Raw genomic sequence first — 24,164 nt, forward strand, 5'->3', positions numbered from 1 at the left:
CTACCAACCTTTCTTATTCAGCGGTGGAAAATCTCCATATTTATAAAAATAATACATGTTCATATCATGCTGCCATAAATGAATATCTAATTTTTGTCCACTGACCAATACTTTCATTTCTGCATTTATGCTATCTAAATAACTTTGTGTATATCTTGTGTCTGGATATAAAGTTTCTCCAAATTTAAGTACCTCACTTGTATTCTTATCAATCAATGCATATCCATAATTTTTATTAAAATTATTGGTCAATGAGTTACCATGAACACCTTTTCCACTCGCTGTCTTACCTGTTATCCCAACTTCCGAATTTGATGCAAATTGCCCATTGGATCTGTGCCATCTACCATTTGCATCTTGACTATAACCTTTAGTTGCTCCGTCTAATTTAGCTATGTCTACTCCATCTATTATTTTGCCCAAACTTTTATATGCAAAAATTGACACGATGGCTCGAAATATTGCTTGAGCAGGATGTCCTTCTTCAGCCGATATAGCTACACCTACCGTTCCGCTCACCAACAATAATTTCTGTGAGGCACATAGCAAGGTCATGCAAATTGGACTAATTGTTGCAAAACATGTTAAAGAAGATAGAACACATCCAAACAATGCCCCTTGCCAAAGTCCTTTAAAAGCATCCTGCAATACCGTCGAGAAATTATTTCCTCCTAAAATGGAATCAACAGCTCCAACAGCCGCTCCAGTCAAAGAGCCTATCAAAGTGTTTAGTCCTATAAATTTCCACGATGATGACAACACTTGCGACATTGTCATGCCAGCACTAAGTTCAGGTAGTGAGAAATATCCGCTCGGGTCCGTATACGTAACCGGATTCGCATTCGCATACAGATACTTGTGCAAGCTTATCGGATCGTAAAGGCTTCCCTGATAGCTGTCCATGCTTATGAACGTGCCCGTGCCCGGATTCATGTATCTTGCTCTCAGGTAGTATAGCCCCGTGTTCGCATTATACTGCTCGCCCGTGTAGAGGAAGTCGTTCTCAGTGCCGCCGCTCTTTTTCAGGAGGCTGCCGTATGCGTCGTAGGCATACTTGTCTGTGATACGTCCCGCTTCATTTGTAAGAAGCCTTGTGCTGCCAAGTCCGTCATACAGATAATACCATACTTCCCCGCTTCTTTCCATCGACATCAGCTCGCCGTCGCATCTGGTGTATGAAGCAGTCTCTTTGCCGTCCGCATCCATCTCGGCTGCCACATATGCAAGACTTCCGCTCGTGTCGGTCACGTAATATACCGTGCTGTCTTCATTGACTGTCTTCGATGTGCGGTTGCCTGCATAGTCATAGGTATAGCTCTCTATCGTGACGCTGTTGCCGCTCTGTACCGTCGCCTTAGTCAGACGGTTCTCCGCGTCATAGCTGTAGGAAGCCGTCTTTCTGCCCGCCTGCTCCGTCAGGTTTCCGTTTGCATCGTATGTATACGTGATGGTTCCGTCATCTGACTTCTCGTTTACGAGCTGGTTTAAGGCGTTGTAGGTGTAAGTAGTCGTACCTTCAGTTATCTCCACCTCGTCAAGCTGCGTGTCCGCAAGCTCCGTGATGTCACCCTTAACCTTGGTTTCCTTTGACGTGCGGTTTCCCGCACTGTCATAGCCGTACTCGTTTGTAAGTTTGTTGTCTCCGCGTTCTATGACCTCTTTCGTCAGGCGGTTCAGGCTGTCGTACTCATACGCGATGTCAGTCTCTATGCCGTTTGTGATGTCAGTCACACTGAGACGTTCCCCTGCCTTGCCCAGACCGTAGGTATACTTTGCAAGCGTCACACCGTCTGCGTTTACTATGCACTCTTCCTTGAGCCTGCTGCACGCATCGTAGGTGTATGTCATGACATTTCCGTTCGGATAGCACACTGCGCTTCTGTTGCCGAGGGCGTCATACTCGTACACCGTCGCCTGACCGTTCCTGTCTATGACACGCGTCACGCGGTCCATGATGTCGTATTCGTACTTTGTTCCGCCGAATCCGTTGTCCATGGACGACAGCCTGCCGCACTTGTCGTAGGTATACGTCAGCTTATTCCCTGCTGCGTCTGTCTTTCCTGTGAGTCTTCCATAGCTGTCATAGCTGAAGCTTACGGTTCCCATGCCGTCCGTGACCTTTGTGAGAAGTCCCGCCTTGCTGTAGGTGTATGAAGTCTTTTCTCCTGACACGTTCTTCTCCGTGAGGCGGTCCATATCGTCATAGACATATGTCGTGACATTTCCCGCACAGTCTGTGTACTTCGCCACGTTTCCTGTTTCATCATATACGTATGAAGCAGTTCCGCCCAGAGCATTCTTAACCGTGGACACCCTGCCGCCTGCATCATAAGTGTAGGTGGTGGTGTTCCCAAGCGCGTCCGTAACCGTTGCCAGATTGCCGTTTCCGTCATAGCCGTAGGTGTAGGTTCCGCCGTCTGCGTCTGTCACGCCTGCAAGACGGTCTGCGCCGTCATAGGCATACTCCGTCTTACTGCCGTTCTGGTCTTTCTGCTCAGTGATTCTGCTTCTCGCATCGTACTTAGCAGTTACGCTGTTGCCGTCCGCATACGTAGTCTTTGTCACGTTGCCGTTGTCATCGTATTCATATGACGTCACGCCGCCAAGCGCGTCCGTCTGAGATACAAGTCTCGAAGCCTCGTCGTATGCGAACACGGTTGTGTTACCAAGTGCGTCCGTTACGGAAGTATTCCTGCCGCGGCAGTCGTATGCATAGGTGGTCTTTCCGCCGCCTGTGCCTGTAACTGACGTCACGTTGCCTGCTGCGTCATAAGTGTATGTCTCGCTTGTCCCGTCAGCGTATGTTTTCTTCGTAAGGCGGTTCAGCTTATCGTACTCCATCTGCACTGTCTGCCCGCTTCGGTCTGTCGCCGACGTGTTGTTGTCGTTTGCGTCATAATCGAAAGTCTCACATGTTCCGTCCGGGTATGCAGTTTTCACCGTGTTGCCGAGGTCATCATATTCATACGTGATTCTGCGTCCCTTTGCGTCGGTTGATGCTATCATGTTTCCATCCGCATCATACTCATATGCCGTCACGTTTCCGGAGTTGTCAACGCTCTGGATAATGTCTCCCGCCTCGTTGTAGTTGTAGGTGCTTGTGAATGTGAGCGTCTCACCATTCTCTATCCGGCTGACCGTCACCGAAGTGCACCTTCCGTCTTTATCGTAAGTGTATGATGCTGTCTCGCCCGCACCGTTTGTGGTGGAAGCAGCATTTCCGTCCGCATCGTATGTCACCGTCTGGACGGTTCCTATCCCGTCAGTTACTCCCGTGAGTTTTCCGTCTGACGAATATGTGTATTCCGTATCATTGCCGTCAGCGTCAGTCAGGCTTGTCAGTCTGCCATAGTCATCGTACTCCATTGCCATGACGGTCTTGTCCATCATCTGTATGCCGGACACAAGGTTATCCTGTGTATATTCACTTGAAACGGCTGTGCCGTCTGCGGCGGTTACCTTTGTCACGTTGCCTGATGAGTCATAGTCATAGCCTGTGGTATTCCCGTTTGCGTCCGTTGTCGAGAGAAGATTTCCCATGTCATCATAGGTATTTGTCGCCTTTCCTCCGCATGCATCCACCGTCTGGAGTATGTTGCCGCTGTCATCGTAGGTGTATACCGTGGTATTCCCTCTGCGGTCCTTCACCGCTTCCGTTCTTCCGTCCACATCATAATCGTACTCTATTCTGTTCTCGTCCGCATCTATGGTCGCAATAAGCCTTCCGTCATCGTCATACTCATTCCTTGCCACTGCTATGCCCATCGGGTCGGTGATTGATATCAGGTTGTGCTCCGCGTCGTATGTGAAGCTCACCGTGCGGTCTGCACTGTCAGTCACGCTTATAAGGTCGCCCGCATCGTCATATGCGTACTTCGTGGTGTTCCCGTTCGGATCCGTCGCCGCCGTAACACGCTCTTTGCTGTCCCTGTCAAATATGATGCTTTTTCCGTTTTCCGCATGGTATCCGTTTTCATCAACCGTTATTACGTTGCCGTCGGTGTCAGCTATTTTGTATACGCCGCCATCCGCCGTCATGTACATCTGCACGCCGTCCTTGTTGGTGAGCTTGTATTTCAGGTCGTCAAACATGCTGTCCTCGTAGAACATCAGCCCGTTGCCTGTAAAGTATGCAGTCGTATCGCCTATAATCTCGAGCTTCACCTTCTGGCTTGTCACGCATTTGTATGATACCGTCACCTCGGATATCGGCACGAGCGCCCTGCGCTCCGGTGAAAGCGATACTTCAAATCTGTCGCTTGTCCCGTCGCCGTATGTCACGGTTACGTCATGGCTTACCGTTTCGCTTATCTGGTATGCTGTTGAGAACAGGGAACCCGACTGTGTCATCTGGTACCCGTTTGCTATATCATTTGTCTCGTACAGCTTCATGCCTGATATGCCGAGCGTCCAGCCGATACCGAAGTCGCCCTGCTGCTTATTCCTGCTGTCGTACATGCGGTTTACAGTCACCGTGGAACCGCCCATCTTTGCCGTTATGTCGGTAAAGCCTATGTTCATGGCACCGACCTTGAGACCGCCTTCTACCACGTAATCATTTTCAAGTCTCGTCCTGTTGCCGCCCTTGTCGCATACCGTCAGCCTTAAGGTGTACTGTCCGTTCATAAGCATGGTTGTGTCAAGTCGTCCCAGAGTACCGTCCTTCACTTTCTCTGTACCTTCTGAGAGAAGTATGTATGTGTCGGAATCTGTCATGCGGTATTCCAGCTTCCAGTAATCAAGCTCCGTCTCATCATATGCCGAGCCTGTTATGTCCACAGGCTCCGTAAGCGCCTCATCTATCGCAGGCGATGTTATCTCCGCTACGGGAGCCTTCTTGTCCTTGTCGTTGAAGAGGTTACAGTAAGCAGTCACCTGTCTTTTCTCGCCTGCTGTGTCCGTTCCGACTGCGGTTATCCTAACTTTTCCGGACACTGCGGACGTAAATTCCGTCTTCCTCGTTCCGCTTGCTATCTCCTCTTCGCCCTTATATATAACCAGAGTACTCTCATCAATATCCGACGGCAGTGTCACCTGTACCTTGACCGCAGTTCCTATTGCAGCCTGACTGTATGACAGGCTGACAGAGAACGGCTTGTCCTGCGTCTCCGGCTTCTGTTCTTCTCCGCCGCCTTCTTCTTTTCCTTCTTCTTCCTTTCCGCTGTCTTTGCCTATCTCGCCCGTGTTCTCATTTTCAATCGAAGATGTCCCCACGGTATACCCAAACGACGCCGATGCAGTTCCGCTGTTGCCATTTGTATCCGTGGCAGTGAGCGTCAGGTAATAAGTTCCGCCCGATAGCTCTGACGTGTTTATGGAGCCAAGTATGCCGTCTGTTACCTCTTCCGTGCCTTCCGATATGGTCACCTTGTCGCCGTACCCGCCCAAGCTGTATGTGAGCGAGTATCTGTCTAAATTTCCTTCCGCGTTTACACTGCCCTTTATATCTATCTGCGACTTGTCTTCGGACAGTGATATCGAGTCGATGGAACCCGAAAGGGCGTATGACGATGTACCCGTACCCACCTCGATATACAGGGTTATGCCATAGTAAGAGACATTTCCCGCCGCATCCTTTACGGTAAGCCGTATATCGTATGTGCCGGCAGTAAATTCCGACACGTCAAGCGTTCCGAGTACGTCATCTGTCACTGCCTCGCTGCCCTCGGCAAAGACGTGATACTCATCTTCACTCTGCGCGCGGTACGAAAGTGTATAGCTGTCAAATTTGGTTTCATCATCAGCTGTTCCCTTTATCTGTATATTAAATCCAAGCTCCGAACCCGAATTTGGTGATGTAATCTCTGCCACAGGCGGCGTAGTGTCCCTGTCGTCCACCACGGTGATGGTGATTTCCTTCTCGGAAGTATTGCCGCCGATATCCGTGGCTACCGCCTTTACTTTTATCTCACCAGCCTTGTCAGGAGTTAATATCACTCGTCCAAAAGAGCTGAGCACAAGCTCCCCGTCTATATACATCTCATACGAATCCACGCCGTAATCATCCAGCGCATATCCGTCTATCAGAAGTTCCTCTCCCACTTTTATCTCTGTCTTTGCTGTGTCTATATACACCGTAGGCGGAACCGTATCATCAATCTCCTCGTATACTCCCGGCTCAGTAGTACACACAACCGCCACGGCAGGGAAAGACAGCGTCCCCTCCGCATCCTTTACCTGATACTTAACCAGATATGTGCACCCTGCTGCAAGCCTGTTCGGAAGCTTGCCCTCAGTCCATCCCGCGTCTTTTACATTCTTGTAGCAGAAATATTCCTCTCGTATACCCTGTGTGCTGTCATCAGTGTGGTCTGCATCATAAGCCTCATAAACTGCATTTGCAATACATTCCGAGCTGTCCTCACTGTCTTCCGAAACCGTTACGGAAACCGACGCAGCAGGGCGTGTCTGTACAAGAAGCAGCCTGTCATACTGCTCCGTATCAGACCACAGGCGGTACCCGTCCAGAGCATCGTTGTCACCCGTCGGATTGTCCCTTACTGCAAGCCGTATGGAATATGCTCCCGTATTTTCAAACACCGTAATAGGCTCGTCCACTTTCTTTACTATATTTTCAGCCTCACCTGACGACGACGTGAAAGCCGACGGATCGTATTCATACTCCCACTGTTCTTCATATATCTCATCATTTTCGGCATCCTGATAATAACCCTTGTAGGTGATTATATCATCTGTTGTTATGTATTTGTCTATGCTGTAGTCCTTGCTGAGTACAGACTGCAGTATGTACGTGTTTATCGTGTCCATCTTGGAAGATAGGTCGTCCAGTGATACGTACATGCCGCCCGTATTCGCGGCATTTAAAAGTCCGAGATACTGACTTTCGTTTGTATCACTGCCGATTCCGGCAAATGCCGCCTGATTTCTTATGAGTGCAGCCGCAAGCTCCGCCATGGCGTCATCGGAAACCAGTTCCGGCACCTCAGCGCTGCTTATGTTCAGCACATAATGTGACGCCCCTGCCCTCCAGTCATATCCGTCTACAATATCCGAAAGGCTGCTTCCAGTCATTGTCTCCATGGTTATGTTCTTGAATGTGAAGTATGACCTCTGCCAACAGTCGTGCCATGCCTGACTTGTGATAGGTCCAAACCCATAGCCATAATCGTTTTCAGGCAGAACAAAGTTATCTATCACAAGAGTGTCCCCATCCCACACCGATATGGTGCTGCTGTCAACCACTATCTTGAAATGATGTTCCGCATACAGATTTGGTATGCTGTAGGTCCTTAAAAGCTGACCGACATTCTGCACCCACTCTACACCGCCGTCTCTGAATCTCTGAAGGTTGTCGCAGTCTATACGGACGAGTTTAAGCCCCGACCGAGTCACAAGTATACAGAATCCCTTTATATAATTATCATCATCGGAAACCGTTGTGTTGAACAGGAAGCCGCCGCCCTCCATGCTGTGCCAGTCGGTGTTATCACGCTGCAAATCGAATTCAAATGTCTTCTGCCCAGGATTGTCATTTGCTATATAAAGAAAATCCTTCTTTGGAGAACTGTAATATCCTATCATCTTGATGGCATCTTCTTCATATATGATGTGCTCTGCGTAGCCGTCGCAGTTGTAGTGTCCGTATTCCTTCCACGCAAATGTGTCCTGCGCGGTATATGTGGATGTGGACACAGCATCCACCTTGGCGTCTATCCCGTTCTCTGCAAGCAGAGTCTTAAGCTCATCGGCTTTCTCCGTATAGACAGCCATGGTGTCAGCATCGGTCTCGCCGACCGTGAATACTATATCAGCCGACTTTGACTTTTCAATATCAAGCGCTGCCGTCGGCGCCTCATTGCCTACTTCAAACACGCACTCCGAAACAGCCTTGCCCGATGTATCATCATGCAGATACGCATCTTCCGTCAGGAGCTTTGGTATTGTGTCGTCAAAGGTCTCGTACACTGTAATCGATACCTTATATCTGCCGACGTTCTCTGTCGTGTAATCAACAGCCGCCTCATTTTCGTCGCTGATTACCGTGCCCTCAGATTCGTCAAACTCTCCATTGTTGTCCTTATCATAATATATCGTCCACACACGTCTGCCTATAGTATCTCCATCCGGTGACACCGAACTGTCGTCTATGTGCACATATGTCTTCCCCTCTTCATCACGCATAAAGTATTTATCCGACAGTTCAAAATCAGCGCATGGCGCTTTATCCTCCTCAATCACCAGTTCTTTTGTAACCGTGTAATTGACCTTCCCTGTTGTCACGGTGACAGACACCATATAAGTGCCGGCTTCCCTAAAAATCATCTCCCTGTGGAAATAATCTGAATTTTCTTCATCCACAGCATAATACTGTCCGGCATCTTCCCCGTCTCTGGTTATGCTCCAGACCGTATTCTCTTTCTGTATGTATTCCGTGTTCATAATCTCCTGCACGGACAGGCTGACCCTGCGGTTTTCTTTCTTTGTACCATCTGCCGCTACATCAATCTCTGGCTTGAAGATGAAATCAAGCATGTCCAAATCACACGGTCCTGCATTTATATTTACTTTTGTTCCGTTTATACATACCTGTTTTGCTATGATGCGACCATTCAGGTTCAGTTCGTTTGAATTGATACATACACAGCCGTTTGGCGCGTACAGAACGGCATTCATTGATATCCCGGAACCATTGATGGTAATGTCTCCGCTCTCTGAGGCAATAAACAGCCTTGAGCCGTTCGCTGTGCTCATGCTTCCCGCATTGTATGTAACCGCTCCCGTTGCATATATGATTCCCTGTCCCATAAACTCTGTCGTATTGAATGCGGCATCGCCGTTTATATAAAGCGATGTATCAATGATTATGCTGTCGCTTCCAAACTGCGTGGAAGCGTCATAGCATACGCCGTTTGCTGATGTGTATTCGGTCAGCTCTTCTGTGATATCCGGCATCTCTATTCTGTCTGCTTTTTCCAACTTGGAGCCTATCTGTATGGAGTCAGAACCGACTGCCGTCTTTATTGTTATGCCCTTTGAAGCCTCAAGCACTCCGTCTATCTTTATGCTGCTGCCCTGATAATAAAAATCCTGATTTGTATGGACTGAACCGCTTATACTTGTATTTCCCGTATAAAGCGACAGATTTGAATCTCCGGATGTGAACACTGCGTAGTTTAGTCCGCTCCACTTTTCCGGGACCTCATATGTCTGCCCCGGAATTATGACCTACGGTGTATCTGTACCCTCCGAATCCCCGCCTTCTGTATCTTCGTCCTTTTTATCCTCCGAAGCCGAAGCATCTGCAAATGTTATGCTCTCCGGCATGGCAGGTTTTGCACTGCTTCCGTGAGCCATAAACCCAAGGGTTACGGACTGCCCCGCAGCTATCGTGCTGTTGTATGTTTTTGCTTCAAGCACATACGTGCCGTCATCGTGGTTTTTTATATCAGCGTTCCATATACTGTCTATCTCGCCGTCATATGAAAACTGAATCTCCCACAGACTCTTTGCACTGTCCGTGTCGTTTGCAAGCGTTATCTCCGCATTCACATAATTGTCCCATGCACTTGCTTCCTTGTAAGTAATGGTGAATCCGTCTGACGAATAAGTCTTCTGAGTGTCTGTGCCTTCAGACGGTGCCGCATAGACGGACTGCGGAATCAGCCCCAGTATCATGGCGCATACAAGGACGCACGAAATGACTCTTTTCAATAAGAAATTTTTCCCCTTTAACATTGTTTCTTCCTCCCTTTGAAATGTGGTTTATGGTTATTGTTTACTTTTTCTCCTCAGCTTAATACAAACTATACCCTGACTTTAACTGCCTTTAAAATTTATTCTGAATACACCAAATTCCTAGTTCAAAAATCAGTACATAACCTGCAACCGTTATTAATCTATTTCCTTTTTTGCATTCATTACTAACCTCAATAATTGATTTACGTTCTTTTTGAACATCGGAAATTGCTACATAACATGCTACAATGTCACCTTACTTATAATATTTACTTGAATATGCTGTCACATGAGTATCTTCATCTGTAATATCTATTTCATACTCATAATACCATTCTGCACTTCTTGAACCTGGGCTAAAATCTCTCGACGATATTACCCCGTCTACTCGTTCACCTATTTTACATTTGCTTGAGTATATAACATTTGTATAACAACCGAATGCAAATAATATAACAGTCACAACTAGTAATAAGCAATTAATAAATACCTTATGTTGAAGTATTACATCTTTTATTCCATGCTTATATATTCCATAGACATATACAATTATCCATAAAATAAATGCAAACCCAAAAAGTTTCATTAGCCCTCCTATGAACCAATTTTTGAATATCCATCCAAAATTCCTAAAAACCCATCCTTAAACATATCAATCCAGTTATAACCCATTAATTTCATTATCGCTTGATTCATTCCACCATAAGCAACTGCCGTTGCTAGCATGCCATCAAACAAAACTGCATAACTGAGTATTTCCGCCATTGAAACTATTCCCTGTACTTGCGATTCTAATGTTACGCTAAAATATAGTTGACTGACAAGAAACATACTATATATGGCTTCCGCCGTGCTTCCCCCACACAGCCCGCCTGATATCATATACGCCCCTGCTCCGGTCTCAGGGTCTATGACCATATACCCTGTTCCCGACCAGCTGCCTATCGTCATGTCCTCTGCCGGAATTGTGACTATCTTACCTGCGTTTACGGCTTTGATTTATATTTTGTAACTATATCTTTCTGCACCTCTATGTGAAATTTATTCCACGCCAAACGGTCTACATAAATTGCCGTTCTCCAATCCCCTGCCCGCACGCTGGCTTCTGCGGTCGAATCGGCAAACGCTTCCGCTGATGCCTCGCCCATACTTGAAATCTCATCTGTCAAAGATGCAAGAATCGTCTCTCCTGAATTTCCACTTTCTGCGAAAACTATACTGCAGTTTGTCGGTAACACTGTCAATAACATTGATATTGACAGCACTACAGCAATAATTCTTCTTGTCATTTGTTTTAATTTCATATGCTTACTCCCTTCTTTTTGCCCCCCGTCTTTTACACTTCAATTCCCATCGCACGTATTGCATTTATATTTTTTTCTGCGCGCTCTGCCTTTAATTGTGAAACTTCTTTTTTGGTTGCTTCATCTTCAAAAAGTTTCCCATATCTTTCAATATTGTCACGAAACCGCCTTTCATACCAAGTCAATTCCCGCTCTCCTTCTTCTTCCGTAATTTTATTATCTAGAATGTCTTGCTTTAATTCCATTTTTATCTCTTGATAATCACTTTGCACTTTCACTCTATAGGATTCTTTATTCGGATACTTTGCCGGCAAAATAAATACATCCTCATTACATTCAGTTTTTCTGCTGATATACAAATTACTAAAATCATATAACTCTAAATAATCCACGCATGTCTTTAAATCCACCACCTTGTCAAACGCCGGAATTATATAATGCTCTATGCCTGTCATGGCAAACGCAATCTGTTCCCTAAGAGATGCTTCATCCCCCTTTTTGATGATATAGTCAACTCCCGGCTGTTCATTCTCATACACCGTTATTTCATTGCGTTTTGCCTTCATGTACATATGAGGCATCGTAGTATGTATCCAGTCCATGCAGGCATACACAGACCGGTTCAGATTGATCTCCGGGCGGTATATACTGCCGACCGCACAGTATACTTCAAACCGTTTTTCCTCCAACTGCGGCGACAGAGCCTGCTCCAGCCGATAGTTGATGACTTGAATAATCTCGGGAGTTGCCATCCTCACAAAGTGCGGATACCTCCCCTTTACTTTCTTGAACCCATGCGGCTCCAGCGTTTCCTTAAATGCCGCTTTAAGACTCTTGTCCACTTCCAATGTTCCCATTTCTCTTTCTCGTACACAACAGATGTACGATACCTCCTTTTCGTTAAATTTAATGTAACTGTTCAGAGCCAACCTTCTTTTTTACCCTCGTTTTTTACACTTCGATTCCCATCGCACGTATTGCATTTATATTTTTTTCTGCACGCTCTGCCTTTAATCGTACAAGTTCTTTTTTAGTTTCTTCATCTGTAAAAAATTTTTCGTATCGCTCTATTGTATCATCAGCTCTTTTTTTACAGCGCAGCATTTTTATTTCTCCATCCGCTCTCAACATTTTACCTTCATCAATATCATGAAACACTCTTTCCTTTATTGCTTCATACTTATTCAGCACATTCTCCTTGTAGCTTTCTTGATTAGGATATTTGGCTGGTAAAATTAAAGCTTCCTCGCTATTTTCAAACTGATACCTGTTCCATACTGTTAAGCACATAGAATCATATAACTCTAGATAATCCACGCATGTCTTTAAATCCACCACCTTGTCAAACGCCGGAATTATATAATGCTCTATGCCTGTCATGGCAAACGCAATCTGTTCCCTAAGAGATGCTTCATCCCCCTTTTTGATGATATAGTCAACTCCCGGCTGTTCATTCTCGTAAACCGGTATTCCATTTCGCTTTGCCGTAAAATACATATCTAGCTGTGTTGTATTTATCCAGTCCATACTGGCATACACAGACCGGTTCAGATTAATCTCCGGGCGGTATATACTGCCAACCGCACAGTATACTTCAAACCGTTTTTCCTCCAACTGTGGCGACAGCGCCTGCTCCAGCCGATAGTTGATGACTTGAATAATCTCGGGCGTTGCCATCCTCACAAAGTGCGGATACCTCCCCTTTACTTTCTTGAACCCATGCGGCTCCAGCGTTTCCTTAAACGCCGCTTTAAGACTCTTGTCCACTTCCAATGTTCCCATTTCTCTTTCTCGCACACAACAGATGTACGATACCTCCTATCTCACCATTATTTTGATTCAAAACATCCTGTACACTCTGTAAACCCATGCAATGATTATACGAATCATCTTTGGTGGTAAGGAAATGTCTCCCTGATTTACGCAGTTGACCATATACTGATAATCGGCACAATTATCAGAACCACACTCGGCGTTATCTGCTGCTCATTCCGGCTCTGCATTATCCTTCTCAGAAGACACATAAACACAATCTCCATGCTGTAATTATTCAGTCTATGCCGAATATACTGTCCTATATCTACGCCGCTGGTCGTAATCAAATCAATATCCAAGAATAATAAATCAATCGCATTTCCATCAACCCCTATAGTTAAGCAAAATATTTACATTTCAGATTATATCACCCATACCATCTTAAATCCAATGCTTTGTAGTAGGCTGCTAATCAGAACCGCCGCCATCATCTCCACTTTCAGATAAGCTCCGAGTATCACACCCGGAAGATGTATTCCTCAATGATTGCCGGTACTATTGCAAAACAGACATTCCTTTGCACCAAACCGATCATTCGCCAATTGTTTTATCAACCGGCCACGACTTTCTGAGAGCCATATAAGAGATCAGGAAGTTTGCAAGCCATCCCGCCGGCACCGCAAGCCAGACAAATTCGATACCAAAACGGGGCGCACAAATCAGGGCAACTGACAGACGAATCGCGAGGTTGACCATATTTGCAATGAGAAATGGGCGCATGATCCCAAGTCCTCGAAGGACCCCGTCGGTTGCCATCTTGATTCCCATGAAGATGAAAAAGTAGCCAATCCATCTCATATAGCCCCCAGACACCTGATATGCCAAAGCGGTTCCATCTTTGCCAAGGAATAAAGATGAAATCTGAGTATGCAGTGTTTCAATGACTATAAATGCGATGATCGCAAAGCACACATCCAACACCAACGCAGCCCGATATCCTTTTTTGATACGTTTGATTTTCTTTGCGCCAAGATTCTGAGAAACATACGGTGAAACTGCATTTCCAATGGATACAAATATCAGTGAAAAAACATTCTCTACCCTCATCGTTGCTGAGTAACCTGCAAGTGCCTGTGTACCGAATGGATTTACAACTGCCTGAACGATCATCATACCAATCGACACTGTGGACTGCTGAAGAACCGATGGTACGGCAATTCTAAGCATGAAATGTAACTCGTGCCTGTCAAACCAATCAAAACGGCCTTTATATTGACGCATCCGCCAAAGAAAAATCAGCAGTGAAAACACTGCGGATATTCCCTGGGCAATAAGAGTTGCAAGAGCTGCACCGAAAACGCCCAGGCCGAGGCCTGCCACCATCCAAAGATCCATAACAATATTCAAGACAGAAGAAAATATCAAAAGGCCCAACGGTATCTTTGATTCACCGATTGAATTGAACATTGTTGAAAGAATATTATACATAAACAAAAATGGAAATCCGGCAAAATAAACACGAAGATACAGCACCGCTTCATCCAGTATGTCAGCAGGTGTCTGAAGCAGCGTCATCATCGAACGTGAAAAGATAAGACCAAATACACCCAAAAGTATGCTTAGGATCATAAAACTTATCAGCGATGTTGATACTATTGTTTTCATTTTACTATAATCCCTGGCTCCAAAATAGCGGCTCACAAGCACGCCCGCACCTATGCCGGCACCGAGTGCCACACAAATGAATACATTTGTAAGGGCGGCACATGCGCCAACAGCCGCAAGTGCAGATGATCCGACATACTGGCCAACTATTATTGAATCAGCCATATTATACACTTGTTGAAAAAAGCTGCCCAAGATCATAGGCATTGCAAAAACAGTCAGCGCTTTAAGCGGTGCATCTGTGATCAAATACTCATCTTTTGACATTATGTTATTCCTCCAAACTGAATATTAATCCACTTGTCCTTATTTACAACAACAAAAGGAACACTCCCTAATAATCTCTTACTGGAAAGTGTCCCTGTTTTTTTCTATTATTTGATTTCCCTGTGAATCAGGTCAAATTACTTTGCGTTTCTGTAGATGATATCGTTTCTTCCCGGACCGTTTGAGATCATGGTGATTGGGAATCCGATATGCTCTTCAACGAACTCAATGTACTTTCTGCAGTTCTCTGGAAGATCCTCGTACTTCTTAATTCCTCTGATATCTGTCTTCCAGCCTGGAAGTGTCTCATATACAGGCTTTGCTTTCTTGAGCTTTGATGTTGTTGGGAAGTCTGTTGTAACCTCACCGTCGATATCATAGCCTACACATACCGGGATCTCATCGAGATATCCAAGTACATCAAGTACTGTAAATGCAACGTCTGTTGTTCCCTGGATACGGCAGCCATACTTTGATGCCACACAGTCGAACCAACCCATTCTTCTAGGTCTTCCTGTTGTTGCACCAAACTCACCGCCATCACCGCCGCGGCGTCTGAGCTCATCTGCCTCGTCGCCAAATATCTCACTTACAAACTCGCCTGCTCCTACTGCGCTTGAGTATGCCTTACATACAGTGATGATCTGCTTGATCTCGTATGGAGGTATACCTGCACCGATGGCACCGTAAGCTGCCAGAGTTGAAGATGATGTAACCATAGGATAGATTCCGTGATCCGGATCCTTCAGTGAACCAAGCTGACCCTCAAGAAGGATGTTCTTGCCCTCCTTGATCGCCTCATAGAGGTATGCTGATACGTCACATACATAAGGAGCAACCATCTCTTTATACTCCATGAGTGTGTTGAATATATCATCAACCTTTAAGAGTGGCTTGTGATACAGGTTCTCAAGAAGAACGTTCTTCTGTACTATAACTCTCTCGATCTTCTCCTTCAGTGCTTCCTCATCAAAGAGCTCGCTTACCTGGAAACCGATCTTTGCATATTTATCTGAATAGAATGGAGCGATTCCTGACTTTGTTGATCCGAATGACTTACCTGCAAGTCTCTCCTCCTCGTATTCGTCGAAGAGAATGTGGTATGGCATAACCATCTGTGCTCTGTCAGATACAAGGATCTTAGGCATTGGTACATTTCTGTCTGTGATGGACTTTATCTCCTTGAAAAGAAGAGGGATGTTAAGTGCAACACCATTTCCAATGATACTTGTTGTGTGACTGTAGAACACTCCTGATGGAAGTGTATGTAAAGCAAATTTACCATAGTCATTGACAATTGTGTGACCTGCGTTGGCACCACCCTGGAATCTTACGATTATGTCTGACTCCTGGCCTAACATGTCTGTGATCTTACCTTTTCCTTCGTCGCCCCAATTGGCTCCTACAACCGCTCTTACCATAATACTTTTCCTCGCTTTCGCAGCATTTTGAAATATTTTCTGATATCCGTATTGTGGCTGTTCAAATGTTTCTGCCTATACATAATATTTATAAGCAGATCACTCACAATACCTTCTCATTATAACACTATAATGTCATAAGTAAAATCAATATTATTTATATTTATTATAAGTGTATCTTATATTTATCTTTACATTTTGCGGAAACCAACATAAACTGTAAATATAATGGATTTTGTCCACCTCAAACACCATTTTACTTATATTATATATGCATAATTTTTTAAGCAAAATTATTTCAATCGTACCATTATAGAACGGTAAAAAGTTCTGAATTATTTTGCAATAAAACATATTGTTGACACACACATATTAAACGATCTCTATTGAATCTGGAGGAAATTATAAATGAACATAAATTTCGAATATTACAAAATCTTCTACCATGTTGCCAAAGCATCCAGCATATCCGCCGCTGCCAGGGAACTGTGTATATCCCAGCCAGCCGTAAGTCAGGCGATCAAAGCTCTGGAACAGGCGATCGGCATAGAACTGTTCATCCGAACCAAGAAGGGCGTCTCACTGACAAATGCCGGAGAACTCCTCTACTCCCACGTTGCAGCGGGATACGAATCCATCTCCCTGGGTGAACAGCAGCTCTCACAGCTCCTCCACATGGAGACCGGTGAGATAAGGATAGGTGCAAGCGATATGACACTGCAGTTCTATCTCCTGCCATATCTGGAGCATTTCCACCAGCTATATCCGGGGATCAAGGTTCATGTCACAAATGCTCCGACTCCCAGCACGATAAATCATCTGCTATCAGGCAACATAGACTTCGGTATCGTCACCAGTCCTCTTCCTGCAGATCCTCACATGGAGATCAGGCAGGCAAGGGAGATCGAGGACATCTTCATCGCCGGACCAAGGTTTTCATATCTTCAGGGCAAAACTCTGGATTACCACGAGCTTGACGAGCTTCCGATCATTTGTCTGGAGCATGACACAAGCACACGCGCATATGTCGACACATTTCTGAGCCATGAGGGCGTGACTCTGCAGCCCGAATTCGAGCTTTCTACCAGCGATATGATTGCCCAGTTCGTCATGAGAAATCTCGGCATCGGCTCCATCATGGCAGACTTCGCCCAGAGCTATATAGACCGCGGCGACCTGTTCCGCCTGCAATTTAAAAAGCCCATACCAAAGCGTCACATGTGTATCATCAGTGACAGGCGCCGTGGTATGAGCGTTGCTGCAAATAAACTTATGGAGTTGTTGTAGAAATCATCCCCACACCCATATATCATAGCAAAATAGAGCATGTTCGTCCATTTGAACACGCCCTATTCTTATCACATATTTCTATAATCCGGAATCAGTTCATCACACAGCCCTGTCTCTTCAAGCAGTTCTCTTGATGAGTCACCGTAGATTCCCACTATATATCCGGCTCCGGCTGCCGCCGCTGCCCGGATTCCCGACGGGCCATCCTCTATGACCATGGTTTCTTCCGGCACTGCTCCGATACGCTCCATGGCACGGATGTACATATCAGGAGCCGGCTTAGCATTCATGGTTCCGTCATCGTATGCGCACAGCGTTATGTCAAACCACCTTCCGAGATCAAACTCTTTAAAATAGAATGCGAGATTTGTCATATTTGACCCTGTGGCTATGTTCATATTTATCCCCTGTCCCTTAAGTTTATCAAGGTATGCCACTAGGCCGTCCACCAGCTTGAAGTTTGCAGTATCTTCCATGTACATCTCTCTGTACATAGCCTCTTTCTCCTCGGTAAGTTCAAGTATCCTCTCCTCGGTTAGCGTACCCTTTCCCATGAGGTATTCCAGAATATCCTTGTTCGTGTGCCCCAGCACATGATGCTGAAACTCCTCCGTGCTCATCTGTCTGCCAGCAAGTTTCTCCGCATAATCCTTCCATGCTATCTCATGATACTTTCCGTCAAATATCATTGTGCCGTTCATGTCAAATATAATGTTCTTTATCTTATTATTCATCTTATTCATCCTCACTAAGCAAATGCTTGTACGTTCCGTCTATTCCTATCGCTCCAAGCGGCGCAGTCACCACGATCGCCAACACGGCAACCGACAATACTATATTACCACATGCCAGCCCTGCCGCAAGCGGAACTGATCCGATGGCTGCTTGAACTGTAGCCTTTGGAAGATACGCGATGACACAGAACAGCCTTTCCTTCCATGTAAGTGATGTATGTGCCACGCAGATCAGAACACCAACCGTTCTAAATGCCAGTGCGACAAATATCATAAGTAGTGCCGGAAGTCCTGCTGCCAGGGTGTATCTGATATCCACAGCCGCACCCACAAGCACGAATAATATGACCTCCGCCGCAAGCCACAGCTTTCCAAACTTCTGTGAGAGTCTTCCCGACACCGACTCTAGGCATTTGAGTTTCAGGACACATGCCATAGCCACCACCGCAAGAAGTCCCGACACCGACACCTTTCCCTCAAGCCAGCCCTCTATCGCTATAAGCAGGAACGAAAATCCCAGCACGATGATGACCTTCATGCTGTTTCTCACGCAGTGTTTCCTTGCATAGGAAGTCTCAAAGAACAGATAAAGTCCATATCCAACGGCCACGCCAAGCAGTACTCCAAGCACGATGGATATTGGAATATTCACGAAATCCATGACATGAGCACTTCCGCCCTGCGCCATGCTGAGAAATGTGGTAAAAAGCACTATGACAAATATATCGTCGCAGGATGCTCCCGCAAGTATCATCTGCGGAATCGCCTTGTCAGTTCCGTACTTTTTCTCTATGAGATTCACCATTCTCGGAACAACGACCGCCGGTGATACCGCCCCAAGCACGGCTCCCATGACCGCTGCCTCAATGCGGTTTATTCCAAGTATAACTGGTGCGCACAGTATGTATCCGATGATCTCAAATGACGCCGGGACAAATGAGAGCAGCACAGCCGAGCGTCCTGCCTTCTTCAGATCCTTAAGGTCAAGGGACAGTCCTGCCTTGATAAGTATGATGATAAGCGCTATCTTTCTGAGATCCGCAGATATGGACAATATAGACGGATCAAAGAGATCCAGCACATACGGACCAAGAACGACTCCCGTTGCCAGCATTCCTATGATGCGCGGCAACTTAAGCCTCTGACAGATGGCGCCCATCGCCAGTCCGACTATGAAAATGAGTGCAAGTGATGTCAACATGATAAATAATACCTCCTTAATTTAGCAGACGCATCAGTGATTGAAAAGTGTTAGGCATAAAAAAGCTGATGCTTTCTGCGACAAAAATAATCGTAGAAGTCATCAGCTATATTAGCAGTTTAGGTTGCCCATTCAGGTTTTCCAAGGGAGAACCTCATTCCCTTTTATAATAATTCTACATCTTTATCCAGCCAAGTGCATTTGCAACAGAGCTGAGCAGGATAATGATGGCAAATACAGGACAGAGATATTTGATCATGACTACAAATACCTTCTTTCTCCTGAAGGCACTCTCGCCGTGAATTATCTCCTCCTCTATCTTATCTATTCCAACTACCCTTGACACAAGCAGGCTTGTGATGAGTGCCGCTATAGGCATCATCACCGAATTGGTGAGGAAGTCGAACAGGTCAAGGAACTGCATGCCTATGATCTTGATTCCTGCCAACGGGCCATATCCCAGGGATGACAGACTTCCAAGCGCAAGCATAATAACTCCCACAAGCACCGTTGCCTTCTTTCTTCCCCATCCAAGCTCATCCTCAAATGTTGACACTGCACTCTCCGTAAGTGCTATCGAACTTGTAACCGCTGCGAACAGCACAAGAACAAAAAACACAATACCTATGACAGTTCCAAATCCCATGTTCTGGAATACTTTTGGAATAGTGATAAACATCAGTGATGGTCCGGCCTGAAGGGTATCCGGATCTCCCCCAGAGAATGCAAATACCGCCGGGATTATCATAAGTCCCGCCATGATCGCTATACCAGTGTCAAATATCTCTACATTTCTGGTCGAATCCTCTATCGCCGTATCCTTCTTCATATAAGAGCCAAATGTTATGAGTATTCCCATGGCAATGGAAAGCGAGTAGAACATCTGCCCCATGGCAGAAACCACTGTCATCCACGAGAAGTTCTTCACATTTGGCACAAGGAAGTATTTTACCCCCGCAAGTGCGCCCGGTCTTGTCACGGAATATACCGCAATGATGACAGACAAAACGATCAGTATAGGCATCATGATCTTGGATACCCTCTCTATTCCGTTCTGCACACCGGCAAATATAATGATAAGTGTAAATGCGCAGAATGCCACAAAACACAGCTCCGTTGACACACCATTCGATATGAAATCGGTGAAATATCCATCCTCAGCCAGCAGCTTTGCATTTCCTCTGAAATACTCCACCAGATATTTGATAACCCAGCCGCCGATAACCGAATAGTACGGCACTATAAGCACAGGTATAACGGCATTTATCCAGCCGCCAAACGACAGCCATTTCTTCTTTCCAAATGATTTGAATGCCCCAACCGGACTCTTTCTCGTCATTCGTCCGATCGCAGTCTCCGCAACTATCATAGTATAACCAAATGTAAGTGCAAGCACGATGTATATTATGAGAAAAATCCCTCCGCCGTACTTTGCCGCAAGATAAGGGAATCTCCATATATTTCCAAGTCCCACCGATGCACCTGCCGCCGCCAGCACGTACCCCAGCTTGCCCGAAAATGAACTTCTCTTACCATTCTTCATATCTTCCATATACTTTCACCATAGTTTACCTGGAACTAATCCCCGTAATCTTTCCTTCCACATTTATTTGCATATACATGTGATTCTAACATGCCCCGAGAGGAAAAGCCACTATATATTTGAACATCATCCGACCAACACTATTGTCACAAGAAAAGAAATCCATAACCTGATTTAAAAAAGGATTATGGATCTCCAAACTGTATCTTCATGGTCTTTAATTGTTCTAACTGATCTCTTCTATCATATATCACGGCTGTAACATATACTCTACTCTCTACTTTATTTATCCAATAGTACACCAAGAAATTACTAACACTTACTTTTCGTATACCATCTGATCTCCATGGTTCCTCATCAGTCAATTTGTGTTTCTCCGGGAATACAGATAATGACATTATTGTATTTTCTAATTTGTTCAAAAGACTTTTTGCAGCCTCTGGCGCAAACAATTCACGAGAAACATAATCAACTATCTCTTCCATCTGTTCCTGTGCTTGTTGCGTAATCTTAACCTCATAAGTATTTACCAAATGTTATACTCTCTTTCTCAAATCAGCAAAAACATCTTTAGCTGGTCTTGAATCATCTGTCCTCGCTTGTTCAAGTCCTTTTTGCATCAATGTATCAAACCTTGTATCAGTCATAGTATCTCTTGTTTCAATTTCTCTTGAAACCTTCAATTCAAAAGGGATACCATTGGCAGAAATGACCTGTCTATAGGTCATATCAATAAATACAGATACTGGAATTCCTAATTTTTCTAAAATCGCCTCCGCAGATTCCTTAATATCCGGTTGTATTCTAGCTGTAACGTTAGCTGTTTTAGTTGCCATAATAACACCACCTCTCAGCTTGAGTGTACTACAATGTATTTCTAATTGCAATACATTAGTCTTTTTAACATAGCAAAATTTTTATGTGTTGGTTTTATATTTCACACCTTTTTATCAAACGTGCATACTTATTCTCCGAATCCTCAACAACCTTTATCCTGCCCTGCCTTATGAAATGTTCTATCCTCGCCGCATACCACCAGTCACCGACTCCGATCGGAACCTGTCCCAGAATGTCACCGATCAACCTGCACTCCTTAACCGGCTTGTCCGTCAGCCCGTTCCAAATGATAAAATCATAGAAATCCTCTGACACACTGAGCACTGTTCCATTTACCACAGCCCTAAGCGAAGCATTTTCAAGTACAAGCTCGCCCCACATCTCCGCATACATTCTTATCTCATTTGATGTGAGTTTCCTCTCATTTCCGAGAAATCCGGCAAATTCCTCCGCTGCCACTTCGCTCCAGCTATGATATGTCACTATGACATTTTTCTTCACAACATGCTCTGGCTGAGTGACAACAGACACTTCATTTGGATAGTCCTTCAGTATGCTGCATACATGGTAAAATCCACACCTTGAATACGGAGCGTCGCTGTACCATATTCTTACCGGCTCGCCATTTTCAAGAAATCTTATAAGCCTTGCAAGCTCCCCAGCATACACATCGCCAAGTCCCTTAAGTTCATTATCATATTCATCGTCCTGCTCCCACTGGTTCTGGGCATACATTGAGTAGATAAAGTCCTTGCGGTACTGACTGTCAACTGCCTCACCTATGTAGCCCATATCCAGCATGAAACCAAGACAGATCACCTCGTCAGAAGAACCCTGTATCCACAGTGACTGGCCATTCTTATATTCCTCATCCTCGCATTTTGCCGCTTTCATGGAGCCTGCCGAACTTTCTCCAAATAGTATCTCTACCATAATCTGCTCCTTTTGAATCTCGTTTCTATTTTGTGCATTTATCTGCATCACATTCTTTTACCCATTCGCCCAGTTTATCCTGTAGTAGCTTTTTATCTGGTAAATAAAGCTGATACTTCGACGCAAATATATTTGAATCCTTTGGAAGAGTCAATTCCACCATAGAATCGTCCTTGTCTTGGCAAAGTAGAACTCCTATAGTAGGATTTTCATCCTCCTGCTTTTCATAACGATCATAGTAATTCACATACATCTGCATCTGTCCTAAATCTTGGTGTTTCAGCGAACCTATCTTTAAATCAAAAAGAACAAAGCATCGTAACATTCTATTATAAAACACTAAATCTACCCTGAAATGTTCTTCATTAAAAGTAAATCTTTTCTGTCTGGCTACAAAAGTATATCCGGTGCCCAACTCTAGAAGAAATGACTGCAGATTATTGATCAACCTCGTTTCCAGTTCATTCTCTGAATACTCACTTTTATCCTCCAGCCCCAGAAATTCTAAAACATAAGGATCTTTAACCAAATCAGAAGATTTCTCTATTATCTGTCCCTCCACAGATAGTCTCTGAATCTTATCTTTATCAGTACCAAGTAAAATTTTCTTCCCGTGTTAATCGATGGAAGATCCTTGAATTGGCTAAACACTGTTTCGCCAATTTGATCCGCAGAATAAACCTTATAAAATTGACGAATATTTTTTAAATTTCCAACAGAAAATCCTTTTCCAAAATTCTGTGTTAAATAATCAGATAATCCCTTCAAGAGTTGCTGTCCATATGCTGCTCTCCGTTCTCCGCGCTGTTCTTCCTCTACGATTATTCTGCCAATTTCATAATAGGCATATACCATAGTGAGATTAACTGCCGTTTTAGCATTCTTCCTTGCTTGTAACAATACATCTCCTCATCTGTATATCCTACAAATGACTTGATATTGTATATTTTTTGTAATAAATCATAATCCATATACATTTCTTTTTATCCTAGCAATTATTTTTTTTAACCATATTTATTAATAATTCTTCCATTTTAGGAGATAAGCAGCTTTTGGGCTTAAGCATTCTAATTATTTCACTTAAAACAGCACCAAAATCATCTATTATTTCTAACTCACCATGGTCAACCCAAACAAAATTCCTTGTTATTTTTGAAAAACATAATTGTTCACCATCACCTATTAAATCTGCAATTACAATCAAGTCTTCTGGTAAGTCTCCAGAGTTCATAACAAACTTGTCCGGCCCATAAAAATGTGCCAATGAGTTTCTAATTTGTGCTTCATTCGTGAAACTTAACCATTCTTTATATGTTTCAGGAATAAAAACATTGTGTTTATTTTCCCAATTAGAAATCATTTCATCTGATGCAGGTTGTTTGAACCATGAAGCATCGTCACCATAATCAGATGCAATCTGTTCGCATAAGCGCACAAGTTCTTTGATTTTCTCCATTAAACTATTGTGAGGAATATTCATAATAGTATCTCCCTGATTCTCATCCCGGTTTTAAGTTT

General features: G+C 44.6%; 17 protein-coding genes, 1 pseudogene and 1 riboswitch. Of the genes and pseudogenes, 1 reads left to right on the forward strand and 17 read right to left on the reverse strand.

The genetic code is table 11. The features are described from left to right. From DWW70_RS04460 to DWW70_RS04500, 9 genes are all read right to left on the reverse strand, one after another. Complete coding sequence (locus DWW70_RS04460; protein ID WP_118649294.1) at window positions 1-9,126, reverse strand: RHS repeat-associated core domain-containing protein; 9,126 nt, start codon at window positions 9,124-9,126, stop codon at window positions 1-3. A gap of 60 nt (window positions 9,127-9,186) precedes the next feature. After that, entirely contained in the window at window positions 9,187-9,696 is a 510-nt protein-coding gene (locus tag DWW70_RS04465) for a cellulose binding domain-containing protein (protein WP_118649295.1), read from the reverse strand. Window positions 9,697-9,952: 256 nt separating this feature from the next. Next, the gene (locus tag DWW70_RS04470) at window positions 9,953-10,282 is read right to left on the reverse strand and encodes a hypothetical protein (RefSeq protein ID WP_117875550.1); all 330 of its coding nucleotides are present in this window, start codon (window positions 10,280-10,282) and stop codon (window positions 9,953-9,955) included. Between the two features lie 8 nt (window positions 10,283-10,290). Continuing rightward, window positions 10,291-10,647 carry a hypothetical protein gene (locus DWW70_RS14970; RefSeq protein ID WP_173795154.1) on the reverse strand — a complete coding sequence of 119 codons (357 nt, stop codon included), beginning with the start codon at window positions 10,645-10,647 and terminating at the stop codon, window positions 10,291-10,293. 35 nt (window positions 10,648-10,682) lie between these two features. Then, a complete protein-coding gene (locus DWW70_RS04480; protein ID WP_118649296.1) occupies window positions 10,683-11,000 on the reverse strand; it encodes a hypothetical protein in 318 nt (105 codons plus the stop codon). Window positions 11,001-11,032: 32 nt separating this feature from the next. Then, a complete protein-coding gene (locus tag DWW70_RS04485) occupies window positions 11,033-11,857 on the reverse strand; it encodes a hypothetical protein (protein WP_118649297.1) in 825 nt (274 codons plus the stop codon). 94 nt (window positions 11,858-11,951) lie between these two features. Further along, window positions 11,952-12,782: a hypothetical protein gene (locus tag DWW70_RS04490; protein ID WP_118649298.1), complete on the reverse strand. Its 831-nt coding sequence runs from the start codon at window positions 12,780-12,782 to the stop codon at window positions 11,952-11,954. A 564-nt stretch (window positions 12,783-13,346) separates the two neighbouring features. Next, complete coding sequence (locus DWW70_RS04495; RefSeq protein WP_118649299.1) at window positions 13,347-14,687, reverse strand: MATE family efflux transporter; 1,341 nt, start codon at window positions 14,685-14,687, stop codon at window positions 13,347-13,349. Between the two features lie 137 nt (window positions 14,688-14,824). Continuing rightward, a complete protein-coding gene (locus DWW70_RS04500; RefSeq protein ID WP_004849677.1) occupies window positions 14,825-16,108 on the reverse strand; it encodes an adenylosuccinate synthase in 1,284 nt (427 codons plus the stop codon). 408 nt (window positions 16,109-16,516) lie between these two features. Between DWW70_RS04500 and DWW70_RS04505 the strand changes: the two genes are divergently transcribed. Continuing rightward, on the forward strand, window positions 16,517-17,395 hold the full coding sequence (locus tag DWW70_RS04505; protein ID WP_022059630.1) for a LysR family transcriptional regulator: 879 nt from the start codon (window positions 16,517-16,519) through the stop codon (window positions 17,393-17,395). A gap of 71 nt (window positions 17,396-17,466) precedes the next feature. Here DWW70_RS04505 and DWW70_RS04510 read toward each other — a convergent pair whose 3' ends face one another. The 8 genes and pseudogenes from DWW70_RS04510 to DWW70_RS04545 form a co-directional block, all read right to left on the reverse strand. Continuing rightward, a complete protein-coding gene (locus tag DWW70_RS04510) occupies window positions 17,467-18,132 on the reverse strand; it encodes an HAD family hydrolase (protein WP_044997802.1) in 666 nt (221 codons plus the stop codon). 1 nt (window position 18,133) lies between these two features. Then, on the reverse strand, window positions 18,134-19,333 hold the full coding sequence (locus DWW70_RS04515; RefSeq protein WP_118649300.1) for a cation:proton antiporter: 1,200 nt from the start codon (window positions 19,331-19,333) through the stop codon (window positions 18,134-18,136). Between the two features lie 86 nt (window positions 19,334-19,419). Continuing rightward, window positions 19,420-19,504: riboswitch (Fluoride riboswitch) on the reverse strand. A 4-nt stretch (window positions 19,505-19,508) separates the two neighbouring features. Continuing rightward, window positions 19,509-20,885 (reverse strand): sodium-dependent transporter, encoded by a 1,377-nt coding sequence (locus DWW70_RS04520; protein WP_118649301.1) that lies wholly within the window; start codon window positions 20,883-20,885, stop codon window positions 19,509-19,511. Between the two features lie 176 nt (window positions 20,886-21,061). Then, a complete protein-coding gene (locus tag DWW70_RS04525; protein ID WP_243017659.1) occupies window positions 21,062-21,409 on the reverse strand; it encodes a type II toxin-antitoxin system RelE/ParE family toxin in 348 nt (115 codons plus the stop codon). Window positions 21,410-21,412: 3 nt separating this feature from the next. Further along, window positions 21,413-21,712 (reverse strand): type II toxin-antitoxin system RelB/DinJ family antitoxin, encoded by a 300-nt coding sequence (locus DWW70_RS04530; protein WP_118649302.1) that lies wholly within the window; start codon window positions 21,710-21,712, stop codon window positions 21,413-21,415. A 94-nt stretch (window positions 21,713-21,806) separates the two neighbouring features. Continuing rightward, the gene (locus DWW70_RS04535; RefSeq protein WP_243017661.1) at window positions 21,807-22,646 is read right to left on the reverse strand and encodes a DUF1835 domain-containing protein; all 840 of its coding nucleotides are present in this window, start codon (window positions 22,644-22,646) and stop codon (window positions 21,807-21,809) included. 25 nt (window positions 22,647-22,671) lie between these two features. Next, window positions 22,672-23,546, reverse strand: a pseudogene (locus DWW70_RS15565) (PDDEXK nuclease domain-containing protein). An 88-nt stretch (window positions 23,547-23,634) separates the two neighbouring features. Continuing rightward, window positions 23,635-24,126, reverse strand: a complete 492-nt coding sequence (locus DWW70_RS04545; RefSeq protein WP_118649304.1) for an SMI1/KNR4 family protein — start codon at window positions 24,124-24,126, stop codon at window positions 23,635-23,637. Window positions 24,127-24,164 lie beyond the last annotated feature (38 nt).

Source organism: Coprococcus sp. AF16-5 (genome assembly GCF_003479365.1).
Lineage (GTDB): Bacteria > Bacillota > Clostridia > Lachnospirales > Lachnospiraceae > Coprococcus > Coprococcus aceti.